General features: G+C 71.8%; 28 protein-coding genes. 15 read left to right on the forward strand and 13 right to left on the reverse strand.

Translation table 11 applies throughout. From position 1 onward, the window contains the following. Positions 1–110: 110 nt before the first annotated feature. From pstS to FHX45_RS16645, 3 genes are all read right to left on the reverse strand, one after another. A complete protein-coding gene (pstS, locus tag FHX45_RS16635; protein ID WP_167102417.1) occupies positions 111–1,238 on the reverse strand; it encodes a phosphate ABC transporter substrate-binding protein PstS in 1,128 nt (375 codons plus the stop codon). A 215-nt stretch (positions 1,239–1,453) separates the two neighbouring features. Continuing rightward, a complete protein-coding gene (gene mshD / locus FHX45_RS16640) occupies positions 1,454–2,359 on the reverse strand; it encodes a mycothiol synthase (RefSeq protein ID WP_167102420.1) in 906 nt (301 codons plus the stop codon). Positions 2,360–2,379: 20 nt separating this feature from the next. Then, on the reverse strand, positions 2,380–3,132 hold the full coding sequence (locus tag FHX45_RS16645; protein ID WP_167102423.1) for a winged helix-turn-helix transcriptional regulator: 753 nt from the start codon (positions 3,130–3,132) through the stop codon (positions 2,380–2,382). Between the two features lie 191 nt (positions 3,133–3,323). Here FHX45_RS16645 and FHX45_RS16650 point away from each other — a divergent pair, with 191 nt between their 5' ends. From FHX45_RS16650 to FHX45_RS16685, 8 genes are all read left to right on the forward strand, one after another. Next, the gene (locus FHX45_RS16650; RefSeq protein ID WP_341771494.1) at positions 3,324–4,220 is read left to right on the forward strand and encodes an LmeA family phospholipid-binding protein; all 897 of its coding nucleotides are present in this window, start codon (positions 3,324–3,326) and stop codon (positions 4,218–4,220) included. 7 nt (positions 4,221–4,227) lie between these two features. Next, positions 4,228–4,662: a TlpA family protein disulfide reductase gene (locus FHX45_RS16655; protein ID WP_167102429.1), complete on the forward strand. Its 435-nt coding sequence runs from the start codon at positions 4,228–4,230 to the stop codon at positions 4,660–4,662. Positions 4,663–4,966: 304 nt separating this feature from the next. Next, the gene (locus FHX45_RS16660) at positions 4,967–5,398 is read left to right on the forward strand and encodes a DUF4395 domain-containing protein (RefSeq protein WP_167102432.1); all 432 of its coding nucleotides are present in this window, start codon (positions 4,967–4,969) and stop codon (positions 5,396–5,398) included. A 40-nt stretch (positions 5,399–5,438) separates the two neighbouring features. After that, entirely contained in the window at positions 5,439–6,278 is an 840-nt protein-coding gene (locus tag FHX45_RS16665) for a sulfurtransferase (protein ID WP_167102435.1), read from the forward strand. A 2-nt stretch (positions 6,279–6,280) separates the two neighbouring features. Then, complete coding sequence (locus tag FHX45_RS16670) at positions 6,281–6,589, forward strand: DUF1416 domain-containing protein (RefSeq protein ID WP_167102438.1); 309 nt, start codon at positions 6,281–6,283, stop codon at positions 6,587–6,589. 242 nt (positions 6,590–6,831) lie between these two features. Beyond that, positions 6,832–7,446 carry a heme-binding beta-barrel domain-containing protein gene (locus FHX45_RS16675; RefSeq protein WP_167102441.1) on the forward strand — a complete coding sequence of 205 codons (615 nt, stop codon included), beginning with the start codon at positions 6,832–6,834 and terminating at the stop codon, positions 7,444–7,446. Positions 7,447–7,576: 130 nt separating this feature from the next. Beyond that, positions 7,577–8,188: a 5-oxoprolinase subunit PxpB gene (pxpB, locus tag FHX45_RS16680; RefSeq protein ID WP_167102443.1), complete on the forward strand. Its 612-nt coding sequence runs from the start codon at positions 7,577–7,579 to the stop codon at positions 8,186–8,188. Further along, entirely contained in the window at positions 8,185–9,042 is an 858-nt protein-coding gene (locus tag FHX45_RS16685) for a 5-oxoprolinase/urea amidolyase family protein (RefSeq protein ID WP_167102446.1), read from the forward strand. The genes pxpB and FHX45_RS16685 overlap by 4 nt, the downstream gene beginning before the upstream one ends. Here the strand turns inward: FHX45_RS16685 and FHX45_RS16690 are convergent. After that, a complete protein-coding gene (locus FHX45_RS16690; protein WP_167102449.1) occupies positions 9,039–9,881 on the reverse strand; it encodes an aminodeoxychorismate lyase in 843 nt (280 codons plus the stop codon). The genes FHX45_RS16685 and FHX45_RS16690 overlap by 4 nt on opposite strands. 30 nt (positions 9,882–9,911) lie before the next feature. Here FHX45_RS16690 and ygfZ point away from each other — a divergent pair, with 30 nt between their 5' ends. Both ygfZ and FHX45_RS16700 read left to right on the forward strand, forming a co-directional pair. Then, positions 9,912–11,039 carry a CAF17-like 4Fe-4S cluster assembly/insertion protein YgfZ gene (gene ygfZ / locus FHX45_RS16695; protein ID WP_167102452.1) on the forward strand — a complete coding sequence of 376 codons (1,128 nt, stop codon included), beginning with the start codon at positions 9,912–9,914 and terminating at the stop codon, positions 11,037–11,039. A 47-nt stretch (positions 11,040–11,086) separates the two neighbouring features. After that, positions 11,087–11,647: an RsiG family protein gene (locus tag FHX45_RS16700; RefSeq protein WP_167109084.1), complete on the forward strand. Its 561-nt coding sequence runs from the start codon at positions 11,087–11,089 to the stop codon at positions 11,645–11,647. Positions 11,648–11,661: 14 nt separating this feature from the next. Here FHX45_RS16700 and FHX45_RS16705 read toward each other — a convergent pair whose 3' ends face one another. After that, positions 11,662–12,561 (reverse strand): DUF8083 family protein, encoded by a 900-nt coding sequence (locus tag FHX45_RS16705; protein WP_167102455.1) that lies wholly within the window; start codon positions 12,559–12,561, stop codon positions 11,662–11,664. Between the two features lie 198 nt (positions 12,562–12,759). On the opposite strand from FHX45_RS16705, the gene FHX45_RS16710 reads away from it, so the two are divergent. The 3 genes from FHX45_RS16710 to FHX45_RS16720 all read left to right on the forward strand — a co-directional run bounded on the left by FHX45_RS16710 (position 12,760) and on the right by FHX45_RS16720 (position 14,808). After that, on the forward strand, positions 12,760–12,957 hold the full coding sequence (locus FHX45_RS16710; RefSeq protein ID WP_167102458.1) for a DUF3073 domain-containing protein: 198 nt from the start codon (positions 12,760–12,762) through the stop codon (positions 12,955–12,957). A 97-nt stretch (positions 12,958–13,054) separates the two neighbouring features. After that, complete coding sequence (locus FHX45_RS16715) at positions 13,055–13,915, forward strand: 3-hydroxybutyryl-CoA dehydrogenase (RefSeq protein WP_167102461.1); 861 nt, start codon at positions 13,055–13,057, stop codon at positions 13,913–13,915. Positions 13,916–13,917: 2 nt separating this feature from the next. After that, positions 13,918–14,808 (forward strand): Gfo/Idh/MocA family oxidoreductase, encoded by an 891-nt coding sequence (locus tag FHX45_RS16720; protein ID WP_167102464.1) that lies wholly within the window; start codon positions 13,918–13,920, stop codon positions 14,806–14,808. 16 nt (positions 14,809–14,824) lie between these two features. On the opposite strand, the gene FHX45_RS16725 is transcribed toward FHX45_RS16720, so the two are convergent. Beyond that, positions 14,825–15,787 (reverse strand): helix-turn-helix transcriptional regulator, encoded by a 963-nt coding sequence (locus FHX45_RS16725; RefSeq protein WP_167102467.1) that lies wholly within the window; start codon positions 15,785–15,787, stop codon positions 14,825–14,827. 61 nt (positions 15,788–15,848) lie between these two features. On the opposite strand from FHX45_RS16725, the gene FHX45_RS16730 reads away from it, so the two are divergent. Next, positions 15,849–16,418: a DinB family protein gene (locus tag FHX45_RS16730; RefSeq protein ID WP_167102470.1), complete on the forward strand. Its 570-nt coding sequence runs from the start codon at positions 15,849–15,851 to the stop codon at positions 16,416–16,418. Between the two features lie 2 nt (positions 16,419–16,420). Beyond that, positions 16,421–16,858, forward strand: coding sequence for a VOC family protein (locus FHX45_RS16735; RefSeq protein WP_167102474.1), 438 nt, complete (start codon positions 16,421–16,423; stop codon positions 16,856–16,858). A 65-nt stretch (positions 16,859–16,923) separates the two neighbouring features. Here FHX45_RS16735 and arfB read toward each other — a convergent pair whose 3' ends face one another. The 7 genes from arfB to FHX45_RS16770 all read right to left on the reverse strand — a co-directional run bounded on the left by arfB (position 16,924) and on the right by FHX45_RS16770 (position 22,254). Further along, positions 16,924–17,361: an alternative ribosome rescue aminoacyl-tRNA hydrolase ArfB gene (gene arfB / locus FHX45_RS16740; RefSeq protein ID WP_167102477.1), complete on the reverse strand. Its 438-nt coding sequence runs from the start codon at positions 17,359–17,361 to the stop codon at positions 16,924–16,926. Then, positions 17,342–18,412 carry a phosphoribosylformylglycinamidine cyclo-ligase gene (purM, locus tag FHX45_RS16745; protein WP_167102480.1) on the reverse strand — a complete coding sequence of 357 codons (1,071 nt, stop codon included), beginning with the start codon at positions 18,410–18,412 and terminating at the stop codon, positions 17,342–17,344. Before purM ends, arfB begins: the two co-directional genes overlap by 20 nt. A 29-nt stretch (positions 18,413–18,441) precedes the next feature. Then, positions 18,442–19,962 (reverse strand): amidophosphoribosyltransferase, encoded by a 1,521-nt coding sequence (gene purF, locus FHX45_RS16750; RefSeq protein WP_167102483.1) that lies wholly within the window; start codon positions 19,960–19,962, stop codon positions 18,442–18,444. A 118-nt stretch (positions 19,963–20,080) separates the two neighbouring features. After that, positions 20,081–20,458, reverse strand: a complete 378-nt coding sequence (locus tag FHX45_RS16755) for a hypothetical protein (RefSeq protein ID WP_167102486.1) — start codon at positions 20,456–20,458, stop codon at positions 20,081–20,083. Further along, positions 20,445–20,684 carry a DUF397 domain-containing protein gene (locus FHX45_RS16760; RefSeq protein ID WP_167102489.1) on the reverse strand — a complete coding sequence of 80 codons (240 nt, stop codon included), beginning with the start codon at positions 20,682–20,684 and terminating at the stop codon, positions 20,445–20,447. The genes FHX45_RS16755 and FHX45_RS16760 overlap by 14 nt, the downstream gene beginning before the upstream one ends. A 225-nt stretch (positions 20,685–20,909) precedes the next feature. Beyond that, entirely contained in the window at positions 20,910–21,788 is an 879-nt protein-coding gene (locus FHX45_RS16765) for a helix-turn-helix domain-containing protein (protein WP_167102492.1), read from the reverse strand. 85 nt (positions 21,789–21,873) lie between these two features. Continuing rightward, positions 21,874–22,254, reverse strand: coding sequence for a sterol carrier family protein (locus FHX45_RS16770; protein ID WP_167102495.1), 381 nt, complete (start codon positions 22,252–22,254; stop codon positions 21,874–21,876). Between the last annotated feature and the right edge of the window lie 17 nt (positions 22,255–22,271).

Below are 22,271 nucleotides of genomic sequence, written 5' to 3' on the forward strand. Positions count from 1 at the left end.
TGGTCCAGACGACGACGGACGCCCACCGGTGTCCCCGGTGGGCGTCCGCCTCGCGAATGACTCGCTCATCACGTACTCAGTGCAACCCAATCAGGGGTGGCAGGCAAGGATCAGGAGATCGCGTTGATCGAGTTCAGCACCTTCTCCTGCAGCGACTGCGGGAGCGGCACGAACCCCTTGTCCGCGATCGGCTGCTGCGCGGTGGTCGCCGCGACGGTCAGGAACGCCTTGACCGCCTTGGCGGTGTCCGCGTCGTAGCCCTTCGAGCAAACGATCTCGTAGGTGGTCAGCAGCAGCGGGTACGCGCCCGGGGTGTTGCTGGCGTAGATCTTCTTGAGGTCCATCGCCAGGTCGTTGCTGCCCGGGGTGCGGAACGAGGCGGCGTCCAGGGCCTTCGCCACGTTCTGCGGGGTCAGCTCGACCGCGCCCGAGCCGCTGTCGATCTTGGCGGCGGACAGGCCGTCCTTGACGTAGGACGACTCGACGTAACCGATCGCGCCGTCGGCGGCCCGGATGCCCGAGGCGACACCGTTCGAGCCCTGCGCGCCGTTGCCGACGCCACCCTTGAACGCCTTGCCGGTGCCCTGCGTCCAGGCGCCCTTCGAGGCGGCCTCGAGGTAGGTCTGGAAGTTGTCGGTGGTGCCCGACTCGTCCGACCGCGAGAACACCTGGATCGGCTTGTCCGGCAGGTTGACGCCCGAGTTGAGGGCGGCGATCGCCGGGTCGTTCCACTTGCTGATCTTGCCGTTGAAGATCTTGGCCGCGACCTCGCCGTTCAGGGTGAGCGAGGAGACGCCGTCCAGCTTGTAGGCGATCGCGACCGGGCCGACGACCAGCGGCAGGTTCCACGCCTCGCCACCGGCGCAGCGGGCGTTCGCCGCGTTCTGCTCGTCACCGGTCTTCAGCGGCGAGTCCGAGCCGCCGAAGTCGACCTGCTTCGCGGTGAACTGCTTGACACCGGCACCGGACCCGGACGCGTTGTAGTTCACGATCTGGCCCTGGCAGGCCTTCGCGTACTGCTGCGCGAAGATGTCCACCGCGGTCTTCTGAGCGGTCGAGCCCTCGCCGGCCAGCGGCGTCTTGCCGCCGCAGACGACGTTCGCGGTCGCGCTCGGCGCGGTGGCCGCACCCGAGGTCTGGGTGTTGCCGGACGAGGCCGGGTCCTGGCCGCAGGCGGCGAGCACGAGGGCTGCGCTCGCCGCGATGCCGAGAGCACCCATCGGCCGCATGATCTTCACTTCATGTCCTCCAGCTTGGGAACGCCATTCGTCGCAACCGGACACTAGGCAGCACGGGTGGACAAGCGCCTCTCTACAGATGAACGCAAAGTGAACAAGGCGCCGAATGTGAGGCGCGCTACTTCACTCGACCGGGTGCCGTGTCCTGCCCGTGACCTGCGGGTTCGCGATCTGTGACGAAACATTGGCGGAGGGTTAACGCAACGGAACGGCGATCACCGCTCGTATTGGACGTCGACCTCGTGGCGGGTGAAGCCCAGTCGCGTGTAGACGGCGACCGCGGGTGCGTTGTCGCCTTCCACGTAGAGGATCACCTGGGGCAGCCCGCGGTCGCGCAGGTACCGCAAACCGGCCAGGGTCAGCGCCTTGCCCAGCCCGCCGCCCTGGGCGCCGGGATCGACTCCGACGACGTACACCTCACCCGTCTCCCGGCCGCCGAACCGCCGCGGGTTGGCCGGGTGGACCTTGGTCCAGTGGAAGCCGAGCAGCTTGCCCGTGCCGTCCTCGGCGAGGAAGAAGCCGTCCGCGTCGAACCAGTCCTCGGCCTCCTCTGCCCGCAGGTCCTCGACCGTGAGCCTGCCCTGTTCCGGGTGCCAGTCGAAGGCCCGCGCGTTGACCTCGATCACGGCCTGCTCGTCCTGGCCGGGCACGAAGGTGCGCAGCGTGACGCCCTCCGGCAGCCGGGGCTCCGGCCAGGCCGGATCCACCTCGGTGCGCATGACGAGCAGTTCGCGGGCACGCGTGAACCCCGTTCGCCCGGCGAGGGCGGCCGCGCCGGGATGGTCGCCGTGCGCCCAGACCCGCAGCGGCGCCCCGGCAGCGCGCTCGACCAGCGCGGACACCATCTCGGTGCCCACGCCCCGGCGCCGGTCGTCCGGCCGCACGATCAGCTCGGCCACCTGGCGCCCGAACGCGTCACCGCCGGGATCGAGGTGCGCGTATCCGGCGAGCGTGCCGTCGGACCTGGCGAGCAGGTGCGGACCGGTCCGGAACTCGCCGGGCAGTTCCTCGCCCGGGCCCAGGTCCGGTCGTCCGTCCACCTCGCGGGCGGCGAGCAGCAGCTCGCGCACCTCGGCGATGGCCTGCCCGTCCAGTTCGTCGACCCACACCACAGTCAGCACGAGATCAACGCTAGCCCCGATCAGCGGGTGGAGAACTCGGTGGACAGCTCGTTCGGGTCGAAGTTGAGCGAAGTCACGCCGGGCTTGGCGCCGGGCTTGGCCGGGCGCTCGAACTTGTAGCCGACGTTGCGCACGGTGCCGATCATCTGCTCGTGCTCCGGGCCGAGCTTGGCCCGCAGCCGCCGGACGTGCACGTCCACCGTGCGGGTGCCGCCGAAGAAGTCGTAGCCCCAGACCTCCTGCAGCAGCTGGGCGCGCGTGAACACCCGGCCCGCGTGCTGCGCGAGGTACTTGAGCAGCTCGAACTCCTTGTAGGTGAGCTCCAGGGTGCGGCGGCGCAGGCGCGCGGTGTAGGTGGTCTCGTCGATCACCAGGTCGCCGACCCGCAGCTCGGTGTCCGCCTGGGTGACGCCGCCGTCGCGGGTGGTGGCCAGCCGCAGCCGGGCGTCGACCTCCGCCGGGCCCGCGGTGGGGAGCAGGATGTCGTCGGTGCGCCACTCGGCGCTGACCGCGACCAGGCCGCCCTCGCCGACGACGGCGATGACCGGCGTGCCGGCCTCGTCCTCGCCGGTGCCCTTGAGCAGGCGGCAGAGGCTCTTCGCGGACGCCAGGTCGGTGCGCGCGTCGAGCAGGATCACGTCCCGGTGTCCCGCGTCGAGGAGCGCGGTGATCTCCGGCGCGCGGACGCGTACCGTGTGCGGCAGCAGGTCAAGGGCGGGAAGGACGGCAGTGGCTTCCGCCTCGGAAGTGAGTACGAGCAGGTCCAGGCTCATCGCCACACCGCCTTCTTGCTAGTCCGCAGCCTTGAGCGCCCCTGGTCTCCGGCCCAAGGGTAGCGGGTGAACTGCGGAAACCACCTCCCCTGTGCAGCCACCGTCACACTGACGTCACACTGGTTGCCCGAGGCTGAGGCCGTCCCACGCCCCGACGCGAGACAGATCGGACACGAAGAGTGAGCAGACCTGTGACCCAGGACCGAGCCGTTCCGCCCGCCGGTTCGCGGCGCCGTGGCCGTCGCACCCGGCGCATCGTCATCAGCCTGGTGGTGCTCGCCGCGCTCCTGGTCGGAGCCGATTTCGGGCTCGCCGCCTTCGCCGAGCACACGGTGTCGCAGAAGGCCAGGGAGCAGCTGGGGCTCAGCGACGACCCCTCGGTCACGATCGACGGCTTCCCGTTCAGCACCCAGGCGATCAGCGGTGACTACCGGCACATCTCGATGTTCGCGCCCGGCGTGCCGATCAAGGACCTGCAGGACGTGCTGGTGACCGCCGACCTGTACGACGTCCGGGCCCCGCTGTCCGACCTGGTCAACGGCAACACCAAGGCGATCGACATCGGCCGGCTGGAGGCCCAGGTGACGATCAAGGCCAGCGACATCAACAAGGTGGACCCGCTGACCAAGGTCGAGGACCTGCGGATCGCGCCGGCGAGCGTCTCCTACGTGCAGACCGGCCAGGACGCGCAGAGCGGCACCGACACCGGTTCCGGTGGCGGGCAGGGCCAGGGCAGCACGAGCGAGCAGGACCGGGACAAGTCGAAGGCCGGTGTCCGCATCTCCGGGTACGTGCAGGTCGCCGGCCAGCACGTGGAGCTCTTCGCGTTCGCGATGATCGAGCTGCACGGCTCGCGGATCGAGATCGTGCCGACGCGCCTGCAGTACGGGAATGACAAGGGGACGACGGTTGTTCCCCCAGCTGTACAGCAGGCGCTGCTGCCGAACTTCAAGGCCACGATCGACACCGGCAACCTGCCGTTCCAGGTGACTCCCACCGCGGTGCAGGTCAACAACGGCTCGGTCACCATCAAGGGTGAGGCCAAGAACGTGACGTTCGGCGGGGCGAGCGGCTCGACCGGAGGGTGACAAGCTGATGACGGGCGTCTGGGTCGTGCTCGGCACGCTGGTGGTCGCCGGAGTCGCGGGCGCGCTGCTGCGGGCGCGCAACGGGCGTGTCCGCGCCGCGCGGCGCGCGCCTGCCGCCGCGCTGCCCGGGCCCGTCGAAGCGGCGCTCGGCACCGGCGCCCAGGTCACCCTGGTGCAGATCTCCACCACGTTCTGCACCCCGTGCCGGCACACCCGCGCCCTGCTCGGCCCGCTGGCCGAGCGCACCGACGGCCTGGCGCACGTCGAGCTCGACGTGACGAACCAGCCGGAAGTCGCCCAGGCGCTGGGTGTGCTGCGCACGCCCACCACCATCGCCTACCGCTCCGACGGCACCGAGCTGCTGCGCGTCGGGGGCGTGCCGAAGGCGCCCGCGCTGCTCGAGGCGCTGCGGCCGCACCTCCCGGCCCGGATTGCGGACTAGAACGTGTTCCGCGCGGCCACCGGGTTCGCGCCGCGGCCGCCGGGTCCGCTGACCAGGGTGGAATTTATTTCCTGGATGGTGGGAATGCTCTCAGTGCGTGGACACCCCTCCCACTTCCAGGGATCCCCGGGTAGCCTGACCACCGTGTGCAGGCTGCCACTCACTCTGCTGACGCAACGTCGCGCGGTCGACTTCTGCCGCGTGCGCAGCAGCCTGTGTCTCCTCTAGCGGGTCCCACCCGCTCTCCCCGCCGGAAACACTCCGTTCCGACGCGTGCTCGCACGCGCCCTGCCAGGGAGGTCACATGTCAGCAGGCCCAGCCGTAGATCCCCGCGGACCCCGGTTCGCCGCGGTCATCACGACCGTCGTGCTCGCGGTGGTCCTCATCAGCGGATGGTGGCCGCTGCTGGCCGTGCAGACGGTCGTGTTCGCGATCGGTGCGTTCATCGGGCTCAAGCCGGCCCCGTACTCGGTGCTCTACCGCCGCCTCGTGGCGCCGCGCCTGGCGCCGACGACGGAGCGGGAGGACGCGGCGCCGCTGCGGTTCGCCCAGGCGGTCGGGTTCGTGTTCGCGTTGATCGGCACCGTCGGGTACGCGTCCGGGATCCCCGTGCTCGGTGTCGTCGCGACGGCGTTCGCGCTGTTCGCGGCGTTCCTCAACGCGGCGTTCAACTTCTGCCTCGGCTGCGAGATGTACCTCCTGATCCGGCGCCTGGCGCCGAGCCAGGCTTCCTGACGAGTCCACCCACGAGAAGAAGAAAGCGAGTAGTGCTCTCATGAGCCGTGCAGACGTCCTGGTCACCACGCAGTGGGCCGAGGAGAACCTGAACACCCCCGGCGTGGTCTTCGCCGAGGTGGACGAGGACACCACCGCCTACGACGGCGGCCACATCCGCGGTGCGGTCAAGATCGACTGGAAGACCGAGCTGCAGGACCCGGTCCGCCGCGACTTCGTCGACCGGGCCGGGTTCGAGGCCCTGCTGTCCGAGAAGGGCATCTCGAACGACGACCTGGTGGTCCTCTACGGCGGCAACAACAACTGGTTCGCCGCCTACGCCTACTGGTACTTCAAGCTCTACGGCCACGACAAGGTCAAGCTGCTCGACGGCGGCCGCAAGAAGTGGGAGCTGGACGGCCGCGAGCTGACCACCGACGAGGTCAAGCGCGAGCGCACCAACTACGTCGCCAAGGAGCCGGACACCTCGATCCGCGCCTTCCGCGACGAGGTCGTCGAGGCGATCGGCACGAAGAACCTGGTCGACGTCCGCTCGCCGGACGAGTTCACCGGCAAGCTGCTGGCCCCGGCGCACCTGCCGCAGGAGTCCGCGCAGCGCGGCGGCCACATCCCGTCGGCGCTGAACGTGCCGTGGGCCAAGACCGCGAACGAGGACGGCACCTTCAAGACCGCCGAGGAGCTCAAGGAGCTGTACTCCGAGGCCGGTCTGGACACGTCCAAGGCGACCATCGCCTACTGCCGGATCGGCGAGCGCTCCAGCCACACCTGGTTCGCGCTGCACGAGCTGATCGGCCTCGAGGACGTCAAGAACTACGACGGTTCGTGGACCGAGTACGGCTCGCTGGTCGGCGTGCCGATCGAAACCGGAACGGGGAAGTGACGATGAGTGCTGACGGTTGCGGCGCGCCGGTGCAGACGGCGACGCCCGCGGACATCGACACCCAGGGACAGGTCGTGGTCGCCGGCAAGGTCGTCGGCAGCGACGGCCCGGTGAGCGGCGCGTACGTGCGCCTGCTCAACGGGGACGGCGACTTCGCGGGCGAGGTCCAGGCGTCCCCGGAGGGCGACTTCCGGTTCTACGCCGCGCCCGGTGCCTGGACGGTGCGCGCCCTGCACCGCACGGGCAACGGTGAGGCGTCGCTGACCGCTGAGGGACCCGGCCTGCACCAGGTCGCGATCTCGGTCGGCTGACGATCCACCGACCACGGCCACCCCCGCTGCCACGGCGGGGGTGGCCGTTGTCCTGCCAGGTGGGAGCTGCGCGTGGGCGTGGTGCTCGCCACGCCGGTGCGGGGCGAGTGAAGTGCCTGGCAGCGGCTATCCTGCTGGGCGTGGAGATCCTGTTTACGACGCTGTTGGTGCTCGCCGCCATCGCGATCCTCTGGTTCACCGTGTACGTCGTCTACCGGCTGTACGCCGACCAGCGCTGACCGATGACGTCCGGCGATGACGCCGTCGCAGCCGCCGCCGCTCGGGCCGAGGCGACACGTGGGCGCAACCTCCCCCAGTTCGACGACCTGCCCATCCCGGTGGACACGGCGAACCTGCGCGAGGGCGAGAACCTGAACGACGCCTGCCTGGCGCTGCTGCCGCTGGTCGGCGTGTGGCGCGGGGAGGGCGAGGTCAACTACCCGACGATCGAGGGTCCCCGCCGCATCGCCCAGCAGCTCACCATCGCGCACGACGGCCGCCCGTTCCTCTTCCACGAGGCCCGTGCGTGGCTGCTCGACGACGAGGGCAACGTGATCCGCGCGGCCGCCCGCGAGGTCGGCTGGTGGCGCCCGCAGGCCGACGACACGATCGAGCTGCTGCTGGCGCACAACACCGGCATCGTCGAGGTCTTCTACGGCAAGCCGCGCAACCAGACGTCCTGGGAGCTGGGCACCGACGCGGTCGTGCGCACCTCCACGGCCAAGGAGGTCACCGGTGCGCAGCGGCTCTACGGCCTGGTCAACAACGGCGACCTGGGCTACGTCGAGGAGCGCGCCATGGTCGGCGAGCCCATGCAGCCCCACGTCTCCCTCTACCTCAAGCGCGTCGTGGGTTGAAATCAGAGCTGGGTGGTTCGCGTGGCGGTGCGGGTAGCGGAACCGCGGACGCCCTCTCGCTCCGGGACCGCCTCCTGATGAACGCCGATTCACCACGGCGGCGCTGTCCTCGTCACCAGGAGACGTGAGGATGCGCTGGCTGCGTTACGGCCCGGACGCCGCGCTCGTGGAGTGCGAGTCGCTGGCCGAGATGAGTGCCGTGCGTGCCGCCGTGGTCGCCGCGGCCCTGCCCGATCTGGTCGAGGTCGTGCCCGGCGCGCGCACCGTGCTCATCGCCGCGCGTCCCGGTTCCACGGGGCTCGACGCCGCCCGCAGGCTCGTCGAGTCGGCCGACCTGGAAGCCATGGACGGCGGGGAGTCGCACGAGATCACGATCGACGTCCGCTACGACGGCGAGGACCTCGACCTGGTGGCGCGGACCGCGGGCATCACCGCCGACGAGGTGGTCGAGCTGCACACCGGCGCGGTCTACACCGTCGCGTTCACCGGGTTCGCCCCCGGCTTCGGCTACCTCACCGGCCTGCCCGGGCCGCTCCAGCAGTCCCGATTGGACACTCCGCGCACGCGCGTTCCCGCCGGGTCGGTGGCGATCGCGGGCGAGTTCACCGGCGTCTACCCGCGCTCGTCGCCCGGCGGGTGGCGACTGCTGGGGCACACCGACGCCGTCCTGTTCGACAGCCGTGCCGCGCGGCCCGCGCTGCTCGCCCCCGGTGACCGGGTGCGGTTCCGGAGCGTCCGGTGAGCCGCGCGTTGGAGGTGGTCGCGACCGGGCCGCTCGCGCTCGTCCAGGACCTCGGCCGGCCCGGGCACGGCCACCTCGGCGTGCCACCCTCCGGTGCCCTCGACGTGCCGGCGCTGCGACTGGCCAACCGCCTGGCGGGCAACCCGGAGAACGCGGCCGGGATCGAGGCGCTGCTCGGCGGGCTCGCCGTGACGGCCCACGCGTCCTGCACGGTCGCCGTCACCGGCCCGCCGGTCGCGGTGGCGGTCGACGGCCGCCCGGCCGGCTCGCACCTGCCGGTCCACCTCGCCGCCGGGCAGACCCTGACCATCGGGCGGCCGGACACCGGTCTCCGCTGCTACCTGGCGGTCTCCGGCGGCATCGCCGTCGAACCCGAGCTGGGCAGCCGCTCCCGAGACGTGCTGTCCGGGATCGGCCCGCCACCACTGGAACCGGGCGTCGTGCTGCCGCTGGGCGCGCCGCACGGGATCCCGGCCGGCGCCGACACCGTCACCGCCCCGCCGAACCCTGCCGAGCTGCTGGTCCCGGTGGTTCTCGGCCCGCGGGACGACTGGTTCGGTGCGGCCGCCCACCAGTTGTCCGTGCCCTGGACGGTCACCAGCGAGTCGAACCGGGTCGGCCTGCGCCTGGACGGCCCCGCCCTGCGGCGGACCGCCGAGCGCGACGGTGCCGAACTGCCCAGCGAGGGCGTGATCACCGGCGCGATCCAGGTGCCGCCGAACGGGCTGCCGGTCGTGTTCCTCGCCGACCACCCCACGACCGGTGGGTACCCGGTGATCGCCGTGGCCGTGCCCCGCGCGCTGCCGGCGCTCGCGCAGGCCCGGCCGGGCACGACGGTTCGTTTCCGCCCCTAGGCGTAGAGGTCCTCGTAGCCCTGGGCCAGCTCGGCGTGGATCGCCGAGGAGTCCGGCAGCGGGGTGCCGTCCAGCGTGTGCACCCGGGTCAGCTTGCGCACCGAGGACGCGAGGAACACCCCGTCGGCGCCGGCCAGGTCCGCGGTGCGGATCGTCTCGATCTTCGTCGACCAGCCGGCCCGCTCGGCCGCGCGGAACACCGCCGCCTGCGTGGTGCCGGGCAGGATGCCGATGGTCGCGGGCGGCGTGTAGAGCGTGTGGTCGCGCGCGACGATGACGTTCGACGTCGGCCCCTCCAGCACCGAGCCGTCCGTAGCCGTGAAGATCACGTCACCCGCGCCGCGGCGGGCGGCTTCCCGCCCCGCCGCCATGTTCACCGCGTACGACAGCGACTTGGCACCCAGCAGCAGCCACGGCGCGCGTTCGGCCAGGCCCGGGTCGATGCCGCGCTCCAGGGTCACCACGGCGACGCCCTCGTCGCGGGCACGCAACACCTTCGGGTCGATTTCGATGCCGAGCGCGAAGGCGGTCGGCTCGCCGTCGGATTCGACGCCGCGCGTGTACACGAGCTTCAGCGCGAACTCGCGAGCGCCGGACCAGTTGCCGATCACGGTCCGCGCGGCACGCTGCCAGGCCGCGTCGTCCGGCTCCGGCATGTCCAGCATCGCGGCGGAGCGCGCCAGCCGGTCCAGGTGCGGGCGCAACTCGCGGGCCGTGCCGTCGGCGACCAGGACCGTCTCGAAGATCCCGTCGCCGCGCATCAGCCCGAGGTCCTCGACGCGGATGTGCGGGGTGTCCGGGTCGGCCAGGGTGCCATCCAGAAAAGCGAGTACGCGCATGCGGTCACCGTACTCACCTAACATCGGGGTATGTCGCTCGTTTCTCCGCTCCTCGGCGCGCCGGGCGCCGTCCCGCCGCCGGACGACCACCCCGAGCAGGGCGTGCCCTGGCATTGGGGCGACCCGTTCGCCGAGCAGCGCACCGCCGTGCGCGGCGCCGCCGTGGTGGACCGCTCGCACCGCGAGGTGCTGAAGGTGACCGGGCCGGAGCGCCTGTCCTGGCTGCACCTGGTGATCTCGCAGCACGTCACCGAGCTGGCCGACGGCAGCGGCACCGAGGCGCTGGTCCTGGACAGCCAGGGGCACGTCGACAGCCACATGGTGCTGGCGCACACCGGTGCGGCGGTGTACCTGGACACCGATCCCGGGCCGCAGGCCACCAGCGCGCTGCCGAAGGGCGGCAAGCAGACGCTGCGCGAGTACCTCGAGGCGATGAAGTTCTGGTCGCAGGTGGAGATCAGCGACGTCACCGGTGAGCTCGCGGTCCTCACGCTCCTCGGCCCGGACGCGGACCGGGTGCTGTCCGCAGTGGACGTCTCGCTCGGCGCCGAGCCGTACGCCGTGGTGCCGGTGGGCGGCGGCTTCGCCCGGCGCATGCCGTGGCCCGGCCGATCCGGGGTGGACCTCGCGGTGCCGCGCGACGAGCTGGCCGGGTGGTGGCGCCGCCTCACCGACGCGGGTGCCCGCCCGGCGGGCAGCTGGGCGTTCGACGCGCTGCGGGTCGAGTCGCTGCGGCCCCGCCTCGGGGTCGACACCGACGAGCGGACGATCCCGCACGAGGTGAACTGGATCGGCAGCGCCGCGCACGTCGCGAAGGGCTGCTACCGCGGGCAGGAGACGGTGGCGAAGGTGTTCAACGTCGGCCGCCCGCCGCGCCGGATGGTGCTGCTGCACCTGGACGGCTCACCGGAGATCTACCCCGAGACCGGCGACCCGGTGAAACTCGGCGACCGCGTGGTCGGGCGGGTCGGCAGCGTCGCGCAGCACCACGAGCTCGGGCCGATCGCGCTGGCCCTGCTCAAGCGGTCCACACCGGCGGACGCCGAGCTGCTGGCCGGTGCTGAGGACCGGGTCGTGCAGGCCGCGGTCGACCCCGATTCGGTGCCCGCGGAGGGCGCCGCGCCGGGCCGGGAGGCGGCCGCACGGCTGCGCGGGTGACCGCACCCGCCCTGGCGCCGTGGCCGGGTATGGAGCACTATGTCCCGGTGATCGAAGTCCGGCCGGGCGGGCGCCGTCGCATCGACCGTGTCCTGGACCCCACCTTCGTGCGGGGCCTCGCCGAGCTGTCGCTGGAGCAGCTGCGGGCACGCCGCGACGAGGCCGCCCAGGAGGAGACCGATCTCTCCTACCTGCGGCGGTTGCTGCACGCCCGGATCGACATCGTGCGGGCGGAGCAGGAGCGCCGCCGCTCCGGCGGGAGCAGCATCGTCGACCAGCTCGCCGCGATCCTGTCGGACAACGCGCTGCGCCCGGCCCGTGGCTCGGGCCGCCACCAGCAGCTGGAGCCTTCGCGCGCGGGCGAGTACCGGCGCCAGGCCGAGGCGCTGGTGGGCAATGCGGACCTGACCGACGTGGGCGCGCTGTCCGATGCGAAGCTCGCCGGCACCCTCGAGGACTACCGCGGCGAGGAGGAGTCGGTGTCCCGGCGGCGGCGCGAGGTGCAGGACGTGGTGGATCAGCTGAACGCCGAGATCGCCGCCCGCTACGCGCGGGGCTCGGCGAACGTCGACGACCTGCTGGCGGCCGAACGCGCCGAGGACAGCTAGGGCGCTGCGCGTGCTCAGTTGAAGTGTTCGCGGGCGGCCAGCTCGTTCCAGTAGTCGCGCAGATCAGTGAACAACTCGGCGATCTGTTCGACGTCCCCGGAGCGGAGGGCGTCCATGATGCTGTGCACCTCCTCGGCGCTGGTGTCCGACTCCAGGATCGGGTCGGCGATCAGCTGCACCAGCCCGCCGTAGTCGAGCTCCACCGCCGAGCCGGCGTCGAAGTTGGTCAGCCACCGCTCGGTCTCGGCCAGGATCAGGGCCGGGCCGGAGTCGCCGAGGGTCTCCTCGACCAGTTCACGTGCCTCGGCCACGCGCCGGGTCGCGTCGCTCATCGCCACCCGCCACGAGACCTCGCGCTCGGGATCGTCCGGGCCGGAGCCGAGGTTCAGCCGCCGGTGCTTCGGGTCGACCAGCGCGAACCACGGCAGCGGCACGGTCCAGGTCGTGGACAGGACGTGGACCGCGGCCTGCGGGAGGTCGCCGAGCGCCGAGCTGGCCCTGGCCTTCAGCTTCTCCTCGCTCACGCCGGTCGCGTCGAGCACCGTGGCGTGCAGCGCCGGGTGCGCGTCACCGAGGAAGCTCACCAGCGCGGCGGCCGAGCGGGCACGCACCTCCAGCGGGCACACGAGCGGGCCGGGCCCGACCCGCGCGCCGTCGTCCGCCGGGACCTCCGCCGGGTCGAGCACCAGCACGTCGCGGTTCGGCAGCGCCCGCCCGCCGGGCAACTCGCCCGGGAGCAGCCGCACCGGCGTAGTGGTCTGTGACTTCAGCCACATGAGCTGCTCGCGCTCGGCGGCGGACGCCCGGGTCAAGCGGGCCTGTTCCACCGCTTTCCGCAGCTCGGGCGGAGGGGGATCGCCGAACGTGGACAGGGGCTCGTACACCCGGAGGTAGGCCACGAACGGTCGGAGCACGGTTGCATCGTGGCACGTCCACGCGTGCTCGCGTCCACCGACCGGCGCAATCCCGGCAACTGTCGTGACAAGCACACGAAGCCACGTCGCACTGGACCCCCCGGACAGGGTACGGTGTCACCAAGAACCAATTGTCGAGACGATGCGGGGCCGCCGATTCCCCCGGCCGCCCCGTTCCCTGTGCGAGGGGGTCGAGCCATGGGGCGCGGCCGGGCCAAGGCCAAGCAGACGAAGGTGGCGCGAGAGCTCAAGTACAGCACTCCCGACACAGATTTCGCTGCGCTTCAGCGCGAGCTGTCAGGACAGTCCTCCAATTCTCATCCTCATGACGAGGACGAGAAGTACGAGGACCCGTACGACCCGTACGCCGACGAGGACGACGGCTACCGTCGTTGACGTCTGATCAGCACACGAGGGTGGGTCCGGCGCTGACCGGAACCCGCCCTCGTGTGCTGTGTCATGCCTCGGCCGGCGCCGGAACTGGAGAGGTGGGATGGCGGACATCCAGCGGGTGGGCGTGGTCGGAGCCGGGTTGATGGGCTCCGGGATCGCCGAGGTGCACGCACGGGCCGGTGTGGACGTGACGGTCGCCGAGGTGAACCAGCCCGCGCTGGACGCCGGCCGTGCCCGCATCGAGAAGTCGCTGCGGCGTGCCGTCAAGGCGGGCAAGCTCGCCGACGAGGACGCGGACGCGGCTCTCGGCCGTCTCACGTTCACCACCGACCTGACGTCCTTCGCCGACCGCGACCTCGTGATCGAGGCCGTGCTCGAGCAGGAGCAGGCCAAGGTCGAGGTGTTCCGCTCGCTGGACGAGATCGTCGAGCGACCGGACGCGATCTTCGCCTCCAACACCTCCTCCATCCCGATCACGAAGCTGGGCACGGCCACGAGCCGGCCGCAGCAGGTGGTCGGCATCCACTTCTTCAACCCGGTCCCGGTGCTACCGCTGGTCGAGCTGGTGCCATCGCTGCTGACCAGCGAAGACACGATCAAGCGCGCGGACGGGCACGTGACCGGGTCGCTGGCCAAGACCGTGATCCGATCCCCGGACCGCGCCGGGTTCGTCGTGAACGCGCTGCTGGTGCCGTACCTGCTGTCGGCGATCCGGATGGTCGAGTCGGGCTTCGCGTCCGCCGAGGACGTCGACCGCGGCATGGAGCTGGGCACCGCGCACCCGATGGGGCCGCTGCGCTTGTCCGACCTGATCGGGCTGGACACCGTCAGGGCGATCGCGGACTCGATGTACGCCGAGTTCAAGGAGCCCCTGTACGCGCCGCCACCGCTGCTGCTGCGCATGGTCGACGCCGGGCTGCTGGGCAAGAAGAGCGGCCGCGGCTTCTACACCTACGGCTGATCGTGGACGAACCACTGCGCGTCGGGCTGGTCGGTGCGGGTCCGTGGGCCCGCACCGTGCACGCGCCCGGCCTGGCCGACCACCCGGCGACCCGGTTGACCGCGGTATTCACCCGCCGCGCCGAGGCCGCCCGCGAACTGGCCCAGCCCTACGACGCCGACGTGTGCAGCACCTTTGACGACCTGCTCGGCCGGGTGGACGCCGTCGCGTTCGCGGTGCCGCCGGCCACGCAGGCGGAGCTGGCGGTCGAGGCGGCCAGGGCCGGCAAGCACGTCATCCTGGAGAAGCCGGTCGCGGCCGACGTCGCGGGCGCGGAACGGCTGGTCGCAGCGGTGTCCACGGCGGGTGTGGCGAGCCTGGTGATGCTGACCCTGCGTTACTCGACCGCGACCCGGGACTGGCTGGCCGGGCTCGCCACGGCCGGCGGCTGGAGCGGCGGTGGGGTGCGGTGGCTCTCGGGCGGTCTGCTCGGCGGGCCGTACGCGTCCTCGCCGTGGCGGCAGACGGACGGCGGCACGCTCGCCGACGTCGGGCCGCATGCCTTCGACCTGCTCGACGCCGCGCTCGGCAGGATCGAGCGGGTGACGTCGGCCCACCGCGGCCCCAGCGACCTGTGGCACGTGGTGTTCGAGCACGACGGTGGGGCGCTGAGTTCGGCGACGCTGTCGCTGCGGCTGCCCCTGCGGCCGACGGTGGTCGAGTTCGTCGTGTACGGCGAGCACGGGTACCGCACGCTGGGCCGCAAGGACGGCGGCGCGGGCCAGTCGTACACCGCGATGCTGGACGACTTCGCGGCGATGATCGACACCGGCACCACCACCCACCCCTGCGACGTCCACCGCGGCCTGCACCTCCAGCGGTTGCTGGAGACCGCCCGGTCGCTCGCCGCTTAGCGGCGCGTCCGCGCGCTCACCCACCCCGGGTGGCCATCGCCGCGACGCGTTCGGCGAGGCGGGCGGCGGCCGCGCGCAGCTCCGGCGGTTCGAGGATCTCGGCCTCGAACCCGAGCCGGGCGACGTGCACGGCCAGCCCGTCCGGATCGTCCCCGCCTGCCACCAGCACGCACCACCCGTCGCGGTCCTCCTCGACGCGCCCGATCTGCGGCGGCACCAGGTCCCGCACCTCCTCGGCCGTCGCGTGCAGCCGCACCCGGGCCAGGTAGCGGTACGGCGCCGCGGTGACCGACCGCTGCACGTAGGCGACCGGGTCCGGGTGCTGCCGCGGCCGGAACCGCCAGGTCGTGGCCACCACCTCGTGCATCCGGTCCAGCCGGAAGGTGCGCCAGTCGTCGCGGTCGACGTCCCAGGCCATCAGGTACCAGCGGCGGTTGGTGGCGACCATCCGCACCGGCTCGGCCGTCCGCTCCGCTTCCGCGCCGCGGCGGCCCGCGTAGCGGAACCGCACCCGCACCGCGTCCCGGCAGGCGCGGGCGAGGGTGACCAGCAGTTCGGCGTCGATCTCCACTCCCGCACCGACCAGCGTCTCGGTCGCCCCGTGCACCGCGCGCACCTCGGCGCGCAGCCGCGGCGGCATGACCTGGTCGAGCTTGGCGAGCACCCGCAGTGCCGCCTCACCGGCACCGGCGATCGTGCCACCGGTGGCCAGCCGCAGCGACACGGCCGTCGCGATCGCCTCCTCGTCGTCCAGGAGCAGTGGAGGCAACCGGGTGCCCGCGCCGAGCTGGTACCCGCCGCCGACGCCCGCCGTCGCGTGCACCGGGTAGCCGACCGCGCGCAGCCGTTCCACGTCGCGGCGCACGCACCGGTCGGTGACGCCCAGCTCGGCGGCGAGTTCGGCGGCGGTCCACGACGGCCGCCGCTGCAGCAGTGCCAGCAACCGCAGCACCCGTTCGGTGGTTGCTTCCACGCTCATCACCCCATGGTTCCACACATCGCGGAACGTATCTGTCCGCAATGTGCGGGAAGCTGACCGCATGAACTGGAACCCGCTGCTGCGCGAGCAGATCACCGTGCACTGGAGTACGCAGCTGCGCGACCGCCTGGAGGGCCTCACCGACGAGGAGTACTTCTGGGAGCCCGCGCCCGGGTGCTGGAGTGTGCGCCCGCGCGGCACGAGCACCGCGCCGGTGCAGGCCGGATCCGGGTCGATGACCATCGACTTCGCGATGCCGCAACCCGAGCCGGCGCCGGTCACCACGATCGCGTGGCGGCTGGGGCACGTGATCGTCGGTATCCTCGCGACCCGCAACGCCCTGCACTTCGGCCGCACGCCCACCGACTACCAATCCTTCGAGTACGCGCCCAGTGCGAAGGAAGCACTGGCCCAGCTCGACGAGGAGTACGCCACGTGGGTGGCCGGCGTGGAATCCCTCGGCGAAGCCGGCCTCGCGCGCCCGTGCGGGGAGGCGGAGGGACCGTTCGCCGAGCAGCCGATGGGGGCGCTGGTCCTGAACATCCACCGCGAACTGATCCACCATCTGTCCGAGGTGTGCCTGCTGCGCGACCTGCACCTGCACACCCGGACCCGTCCGGAGGCGAACTGAACATGGCACGCGAAGTACAGATCACGATCGACTGCGCCGACCCCGCGGGGCTGGCGGTGTTCTGGGCCGAGGCACTCGGCTACCAGGTGCAGGGCCCGCCCGCCGGGTTCGAGTCGTGGGAACAGGCGCTCGACGCGATGGGCGTGCCCGCCGAACGGCGCAACGACGCCTCCGCGGTGGTCGACCCGGACGGCGCCGGGCCGCGGCTGTTCTTCCAGCGGGTGCCGGAGGGCAAGCAGGTCAAGAACCGCCTGCACCTGGACGTGCGCGCCGCCCCCGGCCTCCGGGGTGACGAGCGGATGGCGGCGCTGGAAGCGGAGGCGGACCGGCTGATCGCCCACGGCGCGAAGCGCCTCGAACGCTTCGAGCCGCACCCGCCGATGGGCGCCGGGCACATCGTCATGGCCGACCCGGAGGGCAACGAGTTCTGCCTGGACTGACCGCCGGGCCGGAGCCCGGTGCGTCTCGCCGCTCGTGACCTCGCCGGGTTCTGCCCGGGGCCGGGCTAGTCGCCGTACTGGCCGCGGCGGCCGCGTTTCACGTCGCCCCGGCGCTTCTTCGCCGCCAGCCGCCGCTCCTTCGCGCCACGCGACGGTTTGGTGGGGCGCCGGGGTGGCGGGGGCGGCGCGGCCGCCGCGCGCAGGGCCGCGGCCAGGCGCTCCCGCGCGGCCTCCCGGTTGGCCAGCTGGGCGCGGTGTTCGCTGGCCGCGATGGTGAGCACGCCGTCGGCCAGCCGGGAGCGCAACCGCTCCAGCAGCCGCGGCCGCAGGTCCTCCGGGATCGAGGGCGACCGGGCCACGTCGAACGACAGCTCGACCCGCGAGTCCGTCGTGTTGACGCCCTGGCCGCCCGGCCCGGACGAGCGCGAGAAGCGTTCGCGCAGCTCGGCGGCCGGGATCACCAGCCGCCGGGACACGTGCAGGTCAGAACCGGGGGTGGTCACCGCTCAGCACGGCGCGCGGGGCGTCGCTGTCCTCGGTCGTGCGGATCTCGCCCAGCACCCAGGCCGGCACGTGCCGGGCGGTGAGCACGGCCAGCGCGCGGTCGACGTCCTCGGACCCGACCACCGCGACCATACCGACGCCCATGTTGAACGTCTTCTCCATTTCGGCCCGGTCGACCTTGCCGCGCTGCTGGATCAGCGCGAACACCGGCGCCGGCGTCCACGTGCTGCGTTCCAGCTCGGCACGCAGCCCGGCGGGGATCACCCGCGCCAGGTTCGCCTCCAGCCCGCCCCCGGTGACGTGCGCGAAGGTGCGGACGTCGGCCTCGGCGGCGAGGGCCAGGCAGTCCTTGGCGTAGATGCGGGTGGGTTCGAGCATCTCCTCGCCGAGGGTGCGGCCGAACTCCTCGACGTGCCCCTCCAGCGGCATCCGGGCGATCTCCAGCAGCACGTGCCGGGCCAGCGAGTAGCCGTTGGAGTGCAGCCCGGACGCGCCCATGCCGATGACCACGTCACCCGGGCGGACCCGCTCCGGCCCGAGCACCTCGGACGCCTCGACCACACCCACCCCCGTGGCGGAGATGTCGTAGTCGTGCTCGCCCATCAGGCCCGGGTGCTCGGCGGTCTCGCCGCCCAGCAGCGCGCAGCCCGCCTGGACACAGCCCTCGGCGATACCGGCGACCAGCGCGGCGATCTTCTCCGGCACCACCTTGCCGACGGCGATGTAGTCCTGCAGGAACAGCGGCTCGGCGCCGGTCACCACCAGGTCGTCCACGACCATCGCGACGAGATCGATGCCGACCGTGTCGTGCTTGTCGAGCGCCTGCGCGACCGCGATCTTCGTGCCCACGCCGTCGGTGGAAGAAGCGAGCACCGGCTCCTTCCACCGGTCGAGCTTGAGCGAGAACAACCCGGCGAACCCGCCGACCCCGCCCAGCACCTCGGGCCGGCTCGCGCGCTCCGCGTGCGGCTTCAGCAGCTCGACGGCCTGGTCACCGGCCTCGATGTCGACGCCGGCGGCGGCATAGGTGGCGCTGGTGGACTCGCTCACGGCAAGCGGACTCCTGAACTCGACGGAACTCACGGACGCCGGACGGCATCCTCAGCACCGTACCCGGCCTGGGTGACCGTCCGGGCAGCCGCATCGGCGGAGTCCAGTCCCTCCAGCACGTACTTGCCGATGAGGGCGTCGTCGGGCAGCGGGATCGGGTACTGGCCGTCGAAGCAGGCCGTGCACAACCGGGTCTTGGGCTGCTCGGACGCCGCGACCAGGCTCTCGAGCGACACGTAACCCAGGGAATCCGCGCCGATCAGGCGGCGGATGCCCTCCAGGTCGGCACCGTTGGCGACGAGTTCGGCGCGCGAGGCGAAGTCGATGCCGTAGAAGCACGGCCACCGCACCGGCGGCGACGCGATCCGGACGTGCACCGCGACCGCGCCGGCCTCGCGCAGCATCCGCACCAGGGCGCGCTGGGTGTTGCCGCGGACGATCGAGTCGTCCACCACGACCAGCCGCTTACCGCGGATGACGTCGCGCAGCGGGTTCAGCTTCAACCGGATGCCCAGCTGGCGGATGGTCTGCGACGGCTGGATGAAGGTGCGGCCCACGTAGCCGTTCTTGACCAGGCCCTGGCCGTACGGGATGCCGGACGCCTGCGCGTAGCCGATCGCGGCGGGCGTGCCGGACTCGGGCACCGGGATGACCAGGTCGGCCTCCGCCGGGTGCTCGGCCGCGAGCCGCTTACCGATCTCCACGCGGGTGCCGTGCACGCTGCGGCCGGCGATGGAGGTGTCCGGGCGGGCCAGGTAGACGTATTCGAAGATGCAGCCCTTGGGTTCCGGGCTGGCGAAACGCGCCGACCGCAGGCCCTCGGCGTCGATCGCGATCAGCTCACCGGGCTCGACCTCGCGGACGAACGACGCACCCACGATGTCCAGGGCCGCGGTCTCGCTCGCCACCACCCAGCCGCGCTCGAGCCGGCCCAGCACCAGCGGCCGCACGCCGTGCGGGTCGCGCGCCGCGTAGAGCGTCGACTCGTCGGCGAAGACCAGGCAGAACGCGCCGCGCAGGGTGGGCAGCAGTTCCAGGGCCGCGGCCTCGGTGCCCTTGTCCGCGGCGGCGTCCGCGAGCAACCCGACGACCAGGTCGGAGTCGCTGGAGGAACCGGTCAGCTCGCGGTGCGGCTTGAGCCCGGCGGCGCGGGTGCGGTCCCGCAGCTCGGCGGCGTTGACCAGGTTGCCGTTGTGGGCGAAGGAGATGCCGCTGCCGGTCGCGGTGTGCCGGAACATCGGCTGGGCGTTCTCCCAGGTCGAGGACCCGGTGGTGGAGTACCGGCAGTGGCCGACCGCGATGTGCCCCTGCAACGAGGAGAGCACCTGCTCGTCGAACACCTGGCTGACCAGGCCGAGGTCCTTGAAGACCACGATCTGCTTGCCGTCCGAGACCGAGATGCCGGCGGCTTCTTGCCCGCGGTGCTGAAGCGCGTACAGGCCGTAGTAGGCCATCTTGGCGACTTCTTCACCGGGGGCCCAGACGCCGAAGACACCGCACTCTTCTCGCGGTTCACGTTCGGGCTGGTCGTCGATGTGGTGGGAAACCACGAAAGTGCTCCCTGGAGACGAGGGCAGGCCTACTCAAGTGTAGATCCTGACCGATCGGAGTGGCCCCCCGTGATCAGTGGCGCTGGCCACGGTGCCCGTCTCCCCCCGCGGAGCGGCCTCAGCTCGCGGCGAGCCAGGTCGCCCGGCCGGTGCCGGTGGGCACCCAGCAGCCGCCGCGTGCGGGCGGCTGCGCCGGGGCCGCCGTGTCGTCCGGCATTGCGAGCAGTTCGTCCAGTACCGGCTCGGCGGCGCCGGACGTGCGCCACAGCACGGTCCGCGGCGCGAGGATGTCCTCCTCGCCGCCGGGCATCCTGGTGGCGACGACGTCGTCCTCGGCGTTGAGGCGGACGACGTCGATGACCGAGTCGTGGGCGCGGACCCCGACGACCGCGATGACGGCGCCTCCGGCGTCCCGTGGGTGCACGAACTGGTAGCCGCGGGCGATCAGGTCCTGCAGCAGGTCGTCGATCGACCTGGGGGCGTCAGTGGAGGACATCGTCGAACTCGCCGTCCTTCGCGCCCGCGACGAAGGCGGCCATCTCGTCGCGGGTGTAGATGAGTGCCGGTCCGTCCGGGAAGCGCGAGTTCCGGACGGCGAAGGTGTCCGCGGTGAGCCGGGCGACCTCGACGCAGTTGCCGTTGGCCCCGCTGCGCGCGCTCTTGCGCCAGGTCGCGCTGGTCAGGCCGCCGGCGGGCATCCCGTTCACGAACTGGTCAGCCATACTTCCCCCAACCCTCGGGTCAGTGCATCTGCATGGTGCAAATGCACGTGCACTGGCCTTGTGGTGATCACGTTACCACCGGTTACTGCATGGGTAAATGCATGTGCATTTGGCAGCGTAGACCGGAATCGCAGGGTGAGGAATGGTGCAAATCAGGTCACTCGACCGGGCGACCAGTACTGGCCTTGATGGCCTTGTTCGATCACCTGCCGTCAGGATTTCCGATCAGAGCTCGGCCCGCTTCTTCAGCAGCATCTGACGGGTGCGATCCGGGGTCTCCGCGTCCACGGTGAGCCGGTCGAAGGCGCGGCCGTAGACCTCCAGGTCCTCCGGCTTCTCCAGATAGGACGCGCCGTTGAGGTGCTCGACGTAGGCGATGTTGGGCAGGTCCGGCTCGGCGAACTGGAGCAGCGAGAAGGCGCTTTCCGCCGCGAACCCGCTCAGGTCGAACGGGACGACCTGCAGCGCGATGTGCGGCAGTTCGGTCAGCTCCAGGAGCTTGTCGATCTGCTCGCGCAGCACACCGGCACCCCCGATCGGGCGTTCCAGGACGGCCGCGTCGAGGACGGCCCACACCCGTGGTGGTTTCGGGCCGGTCAGCACCTTCTGACGGCGCATCCGCAGGCCCACCTTGCGTTCGGTGTCCTCGTCCCGGCTGTCCGGGTCGCCGTGGCTGACCACCGCCCGCGCGTACCGCTCGGTCTGGAGCAGGCCGGGCACGAACATCAGCTCGTAGGTGCGGATGCGGAAAGCGGCTTCCTCCAGCCCGATGTAGTTGTCGAACCAGCTGGGCACCAGGTCGTTGTAGGGCTGCCACCAGCCGGGCTGGTTGGACTCCTTGACCATCTGCACGGCCCACGCGCGCTCGGCCGGGTCGTGCACGCCGTACATCGTCAGCAGGTCGGTGACGTCGCGTTCCTTGAACCCGACCCGGCCGAGCTCCATCCGGCTGATCTTCGACTCGGACGCCCGGATCTCCCACGCGGCCGTGGCCCGCGTGATGCCGGCCTTCTCCCGGAGGCGGCGCAGCTGGGTGCCGAGGATCATCCGGCGTGCGGTCGGGCCGGTGCCCGGGTCGGAGCCGGGGAGGTCGATGGGAGCCATCAAGGACCCTTCCTCGCAGAAATCACCGGCTATCCAAGTTACATCGCGGCAGGACGCAGTCAAGAGCGGTGTGGTGCAGGGGCCGTCACAGCCGCACCAGCGGCAACCAGTGCCCGAGGTCGGCCCGGGTCCCGGACGCGGTGACCCGGCCCTCCCGCACGGCGTCCGTCCACTCCAGACGCCCGGTGGCCAGCTCGAGCCAGGTCCGCGGGTCGGTCTCGACCACGTTCGGCGGCGTGCCGCGGGTGTGGCGTGGCCCCTCGACGCACTGCACGGCCGCGAACGGTGGCACGCGCACCTCCACGCTGCGGCCGGGCGCGTCCTGGGCGAGCGTGCGCAGGCTCAGCCGGACGGCGGCGGCCAGCGCCGGCCGGGCCGGCTGTCCGGCTTCTCCGCTCAACCAAGCCGAAACGGCCTGCAGGGCGGTACGCAATTCGGCAGGGTCAACCGGACGCGGTGCGGGCATGATCAGACAGTAGAGTG

The sequence above is a fragment of the Amycolatopsis granulosa genome (genome assembly GCF_011758745.1).
In the GTDB taxonomy this organism is placed as follows: domain Bacteria; phylum Actinomycetota; class Actinomycetes; order Mycobacteriales; family Pseudonocardiaceae; genus Amycolatopsis_E; species Amycolatopsis_E granulosa.

Coding starts and splice junctions, on each gene's coding strand:
- FHX45_RS16645 (WP_167102423.1), bottom strand. CDS start 3,132: ATGAGCCTGGACCTGCTCGTACTCACTTCCGAGGCGGAAGCCACTGCC.
- FHX45_RS16655 (WP_167102429.1), top strand. CDS start 4,228: ATGACGGGCGTCTGGGTCGTGCTCGGCACGCTGGTGGTCGCCGGAGTC.
- FHX45_RS16660 (WP_167102432.1), top strand. CDS start 4,967: ATGTCAGCAGGCCCAGCCGTAGATCCCCGCGGACCCCGGTTCGCCGCG.
- FHX45_RS16665 (WP_167102435.1), top strand. CDS start 5,439: ATGAGCCGTGCAGACGTCCTGGTCACCACGCAGTGGGCCGAGGAGAAC.
- FHX45_RS16670 (WP_167102438.1), top strand. CDS start 6,281: ATGAGTGCTGACGGTTGCGGCGCGCCGGTGCAGACGGCGACGCCCGCG.
- FHX45_RS16675 (WP_167102441.1), top strand. CDS start 6,832: ATGACGTCCGGCGATGACGCCGTCGCAGCCGCCGCCGCTCGGGCCGAG.
- pxpB (WP_167102443.1), top strand. CDS start 7,577: ATGCGCTGGCTGCGTTACGGCCCGGACGCCGCGCTCGTGGAGTGCGAG.
- FHX45_RS16690 (WP_167102449.1), bottom strand. CDS start 9,881: ATGCGCGTACTCGCTTTTCTGGATGGCACCCTGGCCGACCCGGACACC.
- ygfZ (WP_167102452.1), top strand. CDS start 9,912: ATGTCGCTCGTTTCTCCGCTCCTCGGCGCGCCGGGCGCCGTCCCGCCG.
- FHX45_RS16710 (WP_167102458.1), top strand. CDS start 12,760: ATGGGGCGCGGCCGGGCCAAGGCCAAGCAGACGAAGGTGGCGCGAGAG.
- FHX45_RS16715 (WP_167102461.1), top strand. CDS start 13,055: ATGGCGGACATCCAGCGGGTGGGCGTGGTCGGAGCCGGGTTGATGGGC.
- FHX45_RS16725 (WP_167102467.1), bottom strand. CDS start 15,787: ATGAGCGTGGAAGCAACCACCGAACGGGTGCTGCGGTTGCTGGCACTG.
- FHX45_RS16730 (WP_167102470.1), top strand. CDS start 15,849: ATGAACTGGAACCCGCTGCTGCGCGAGCAGATCACCGTGCACTGGAGT.
- FHX45_RS16735 (WP_167102474.1), top strand. CDS start 16,421: ATGGCACGCGAAGTACAGATCACGATCGACTGCGCCGACCCCGCGGGG.
- FHX45_RS16755 (WP_167102486.1), bottom strand. CDS start 20,458: ATGTCCTCCACTGACGCCCCCAGGTCGATCGACGACCTGCTGCAGGAC.
- FHX45_RS16760 (WP_167102489.1), bottom strand. CDS start 20,684: ATGGCTGACCAGTTCGTGAACGGGATGCCCGCCGGCGGCCTGACCAGC.
- FHX45_RS16765 (WP_167102492.1), bottom strand. CDS start 21,788: ATGGCTCCCATCGACCTCCCCGGCTCCGACCCGGGCACCGGCCCGACC.
- FHX45_RS16770 (WP_167102495.1), bottom strand. CDS start 22,254: ATGCCCGCACCGCGTCCGGTTGACCCTGCCGAATTGCGTACCGCCCTG.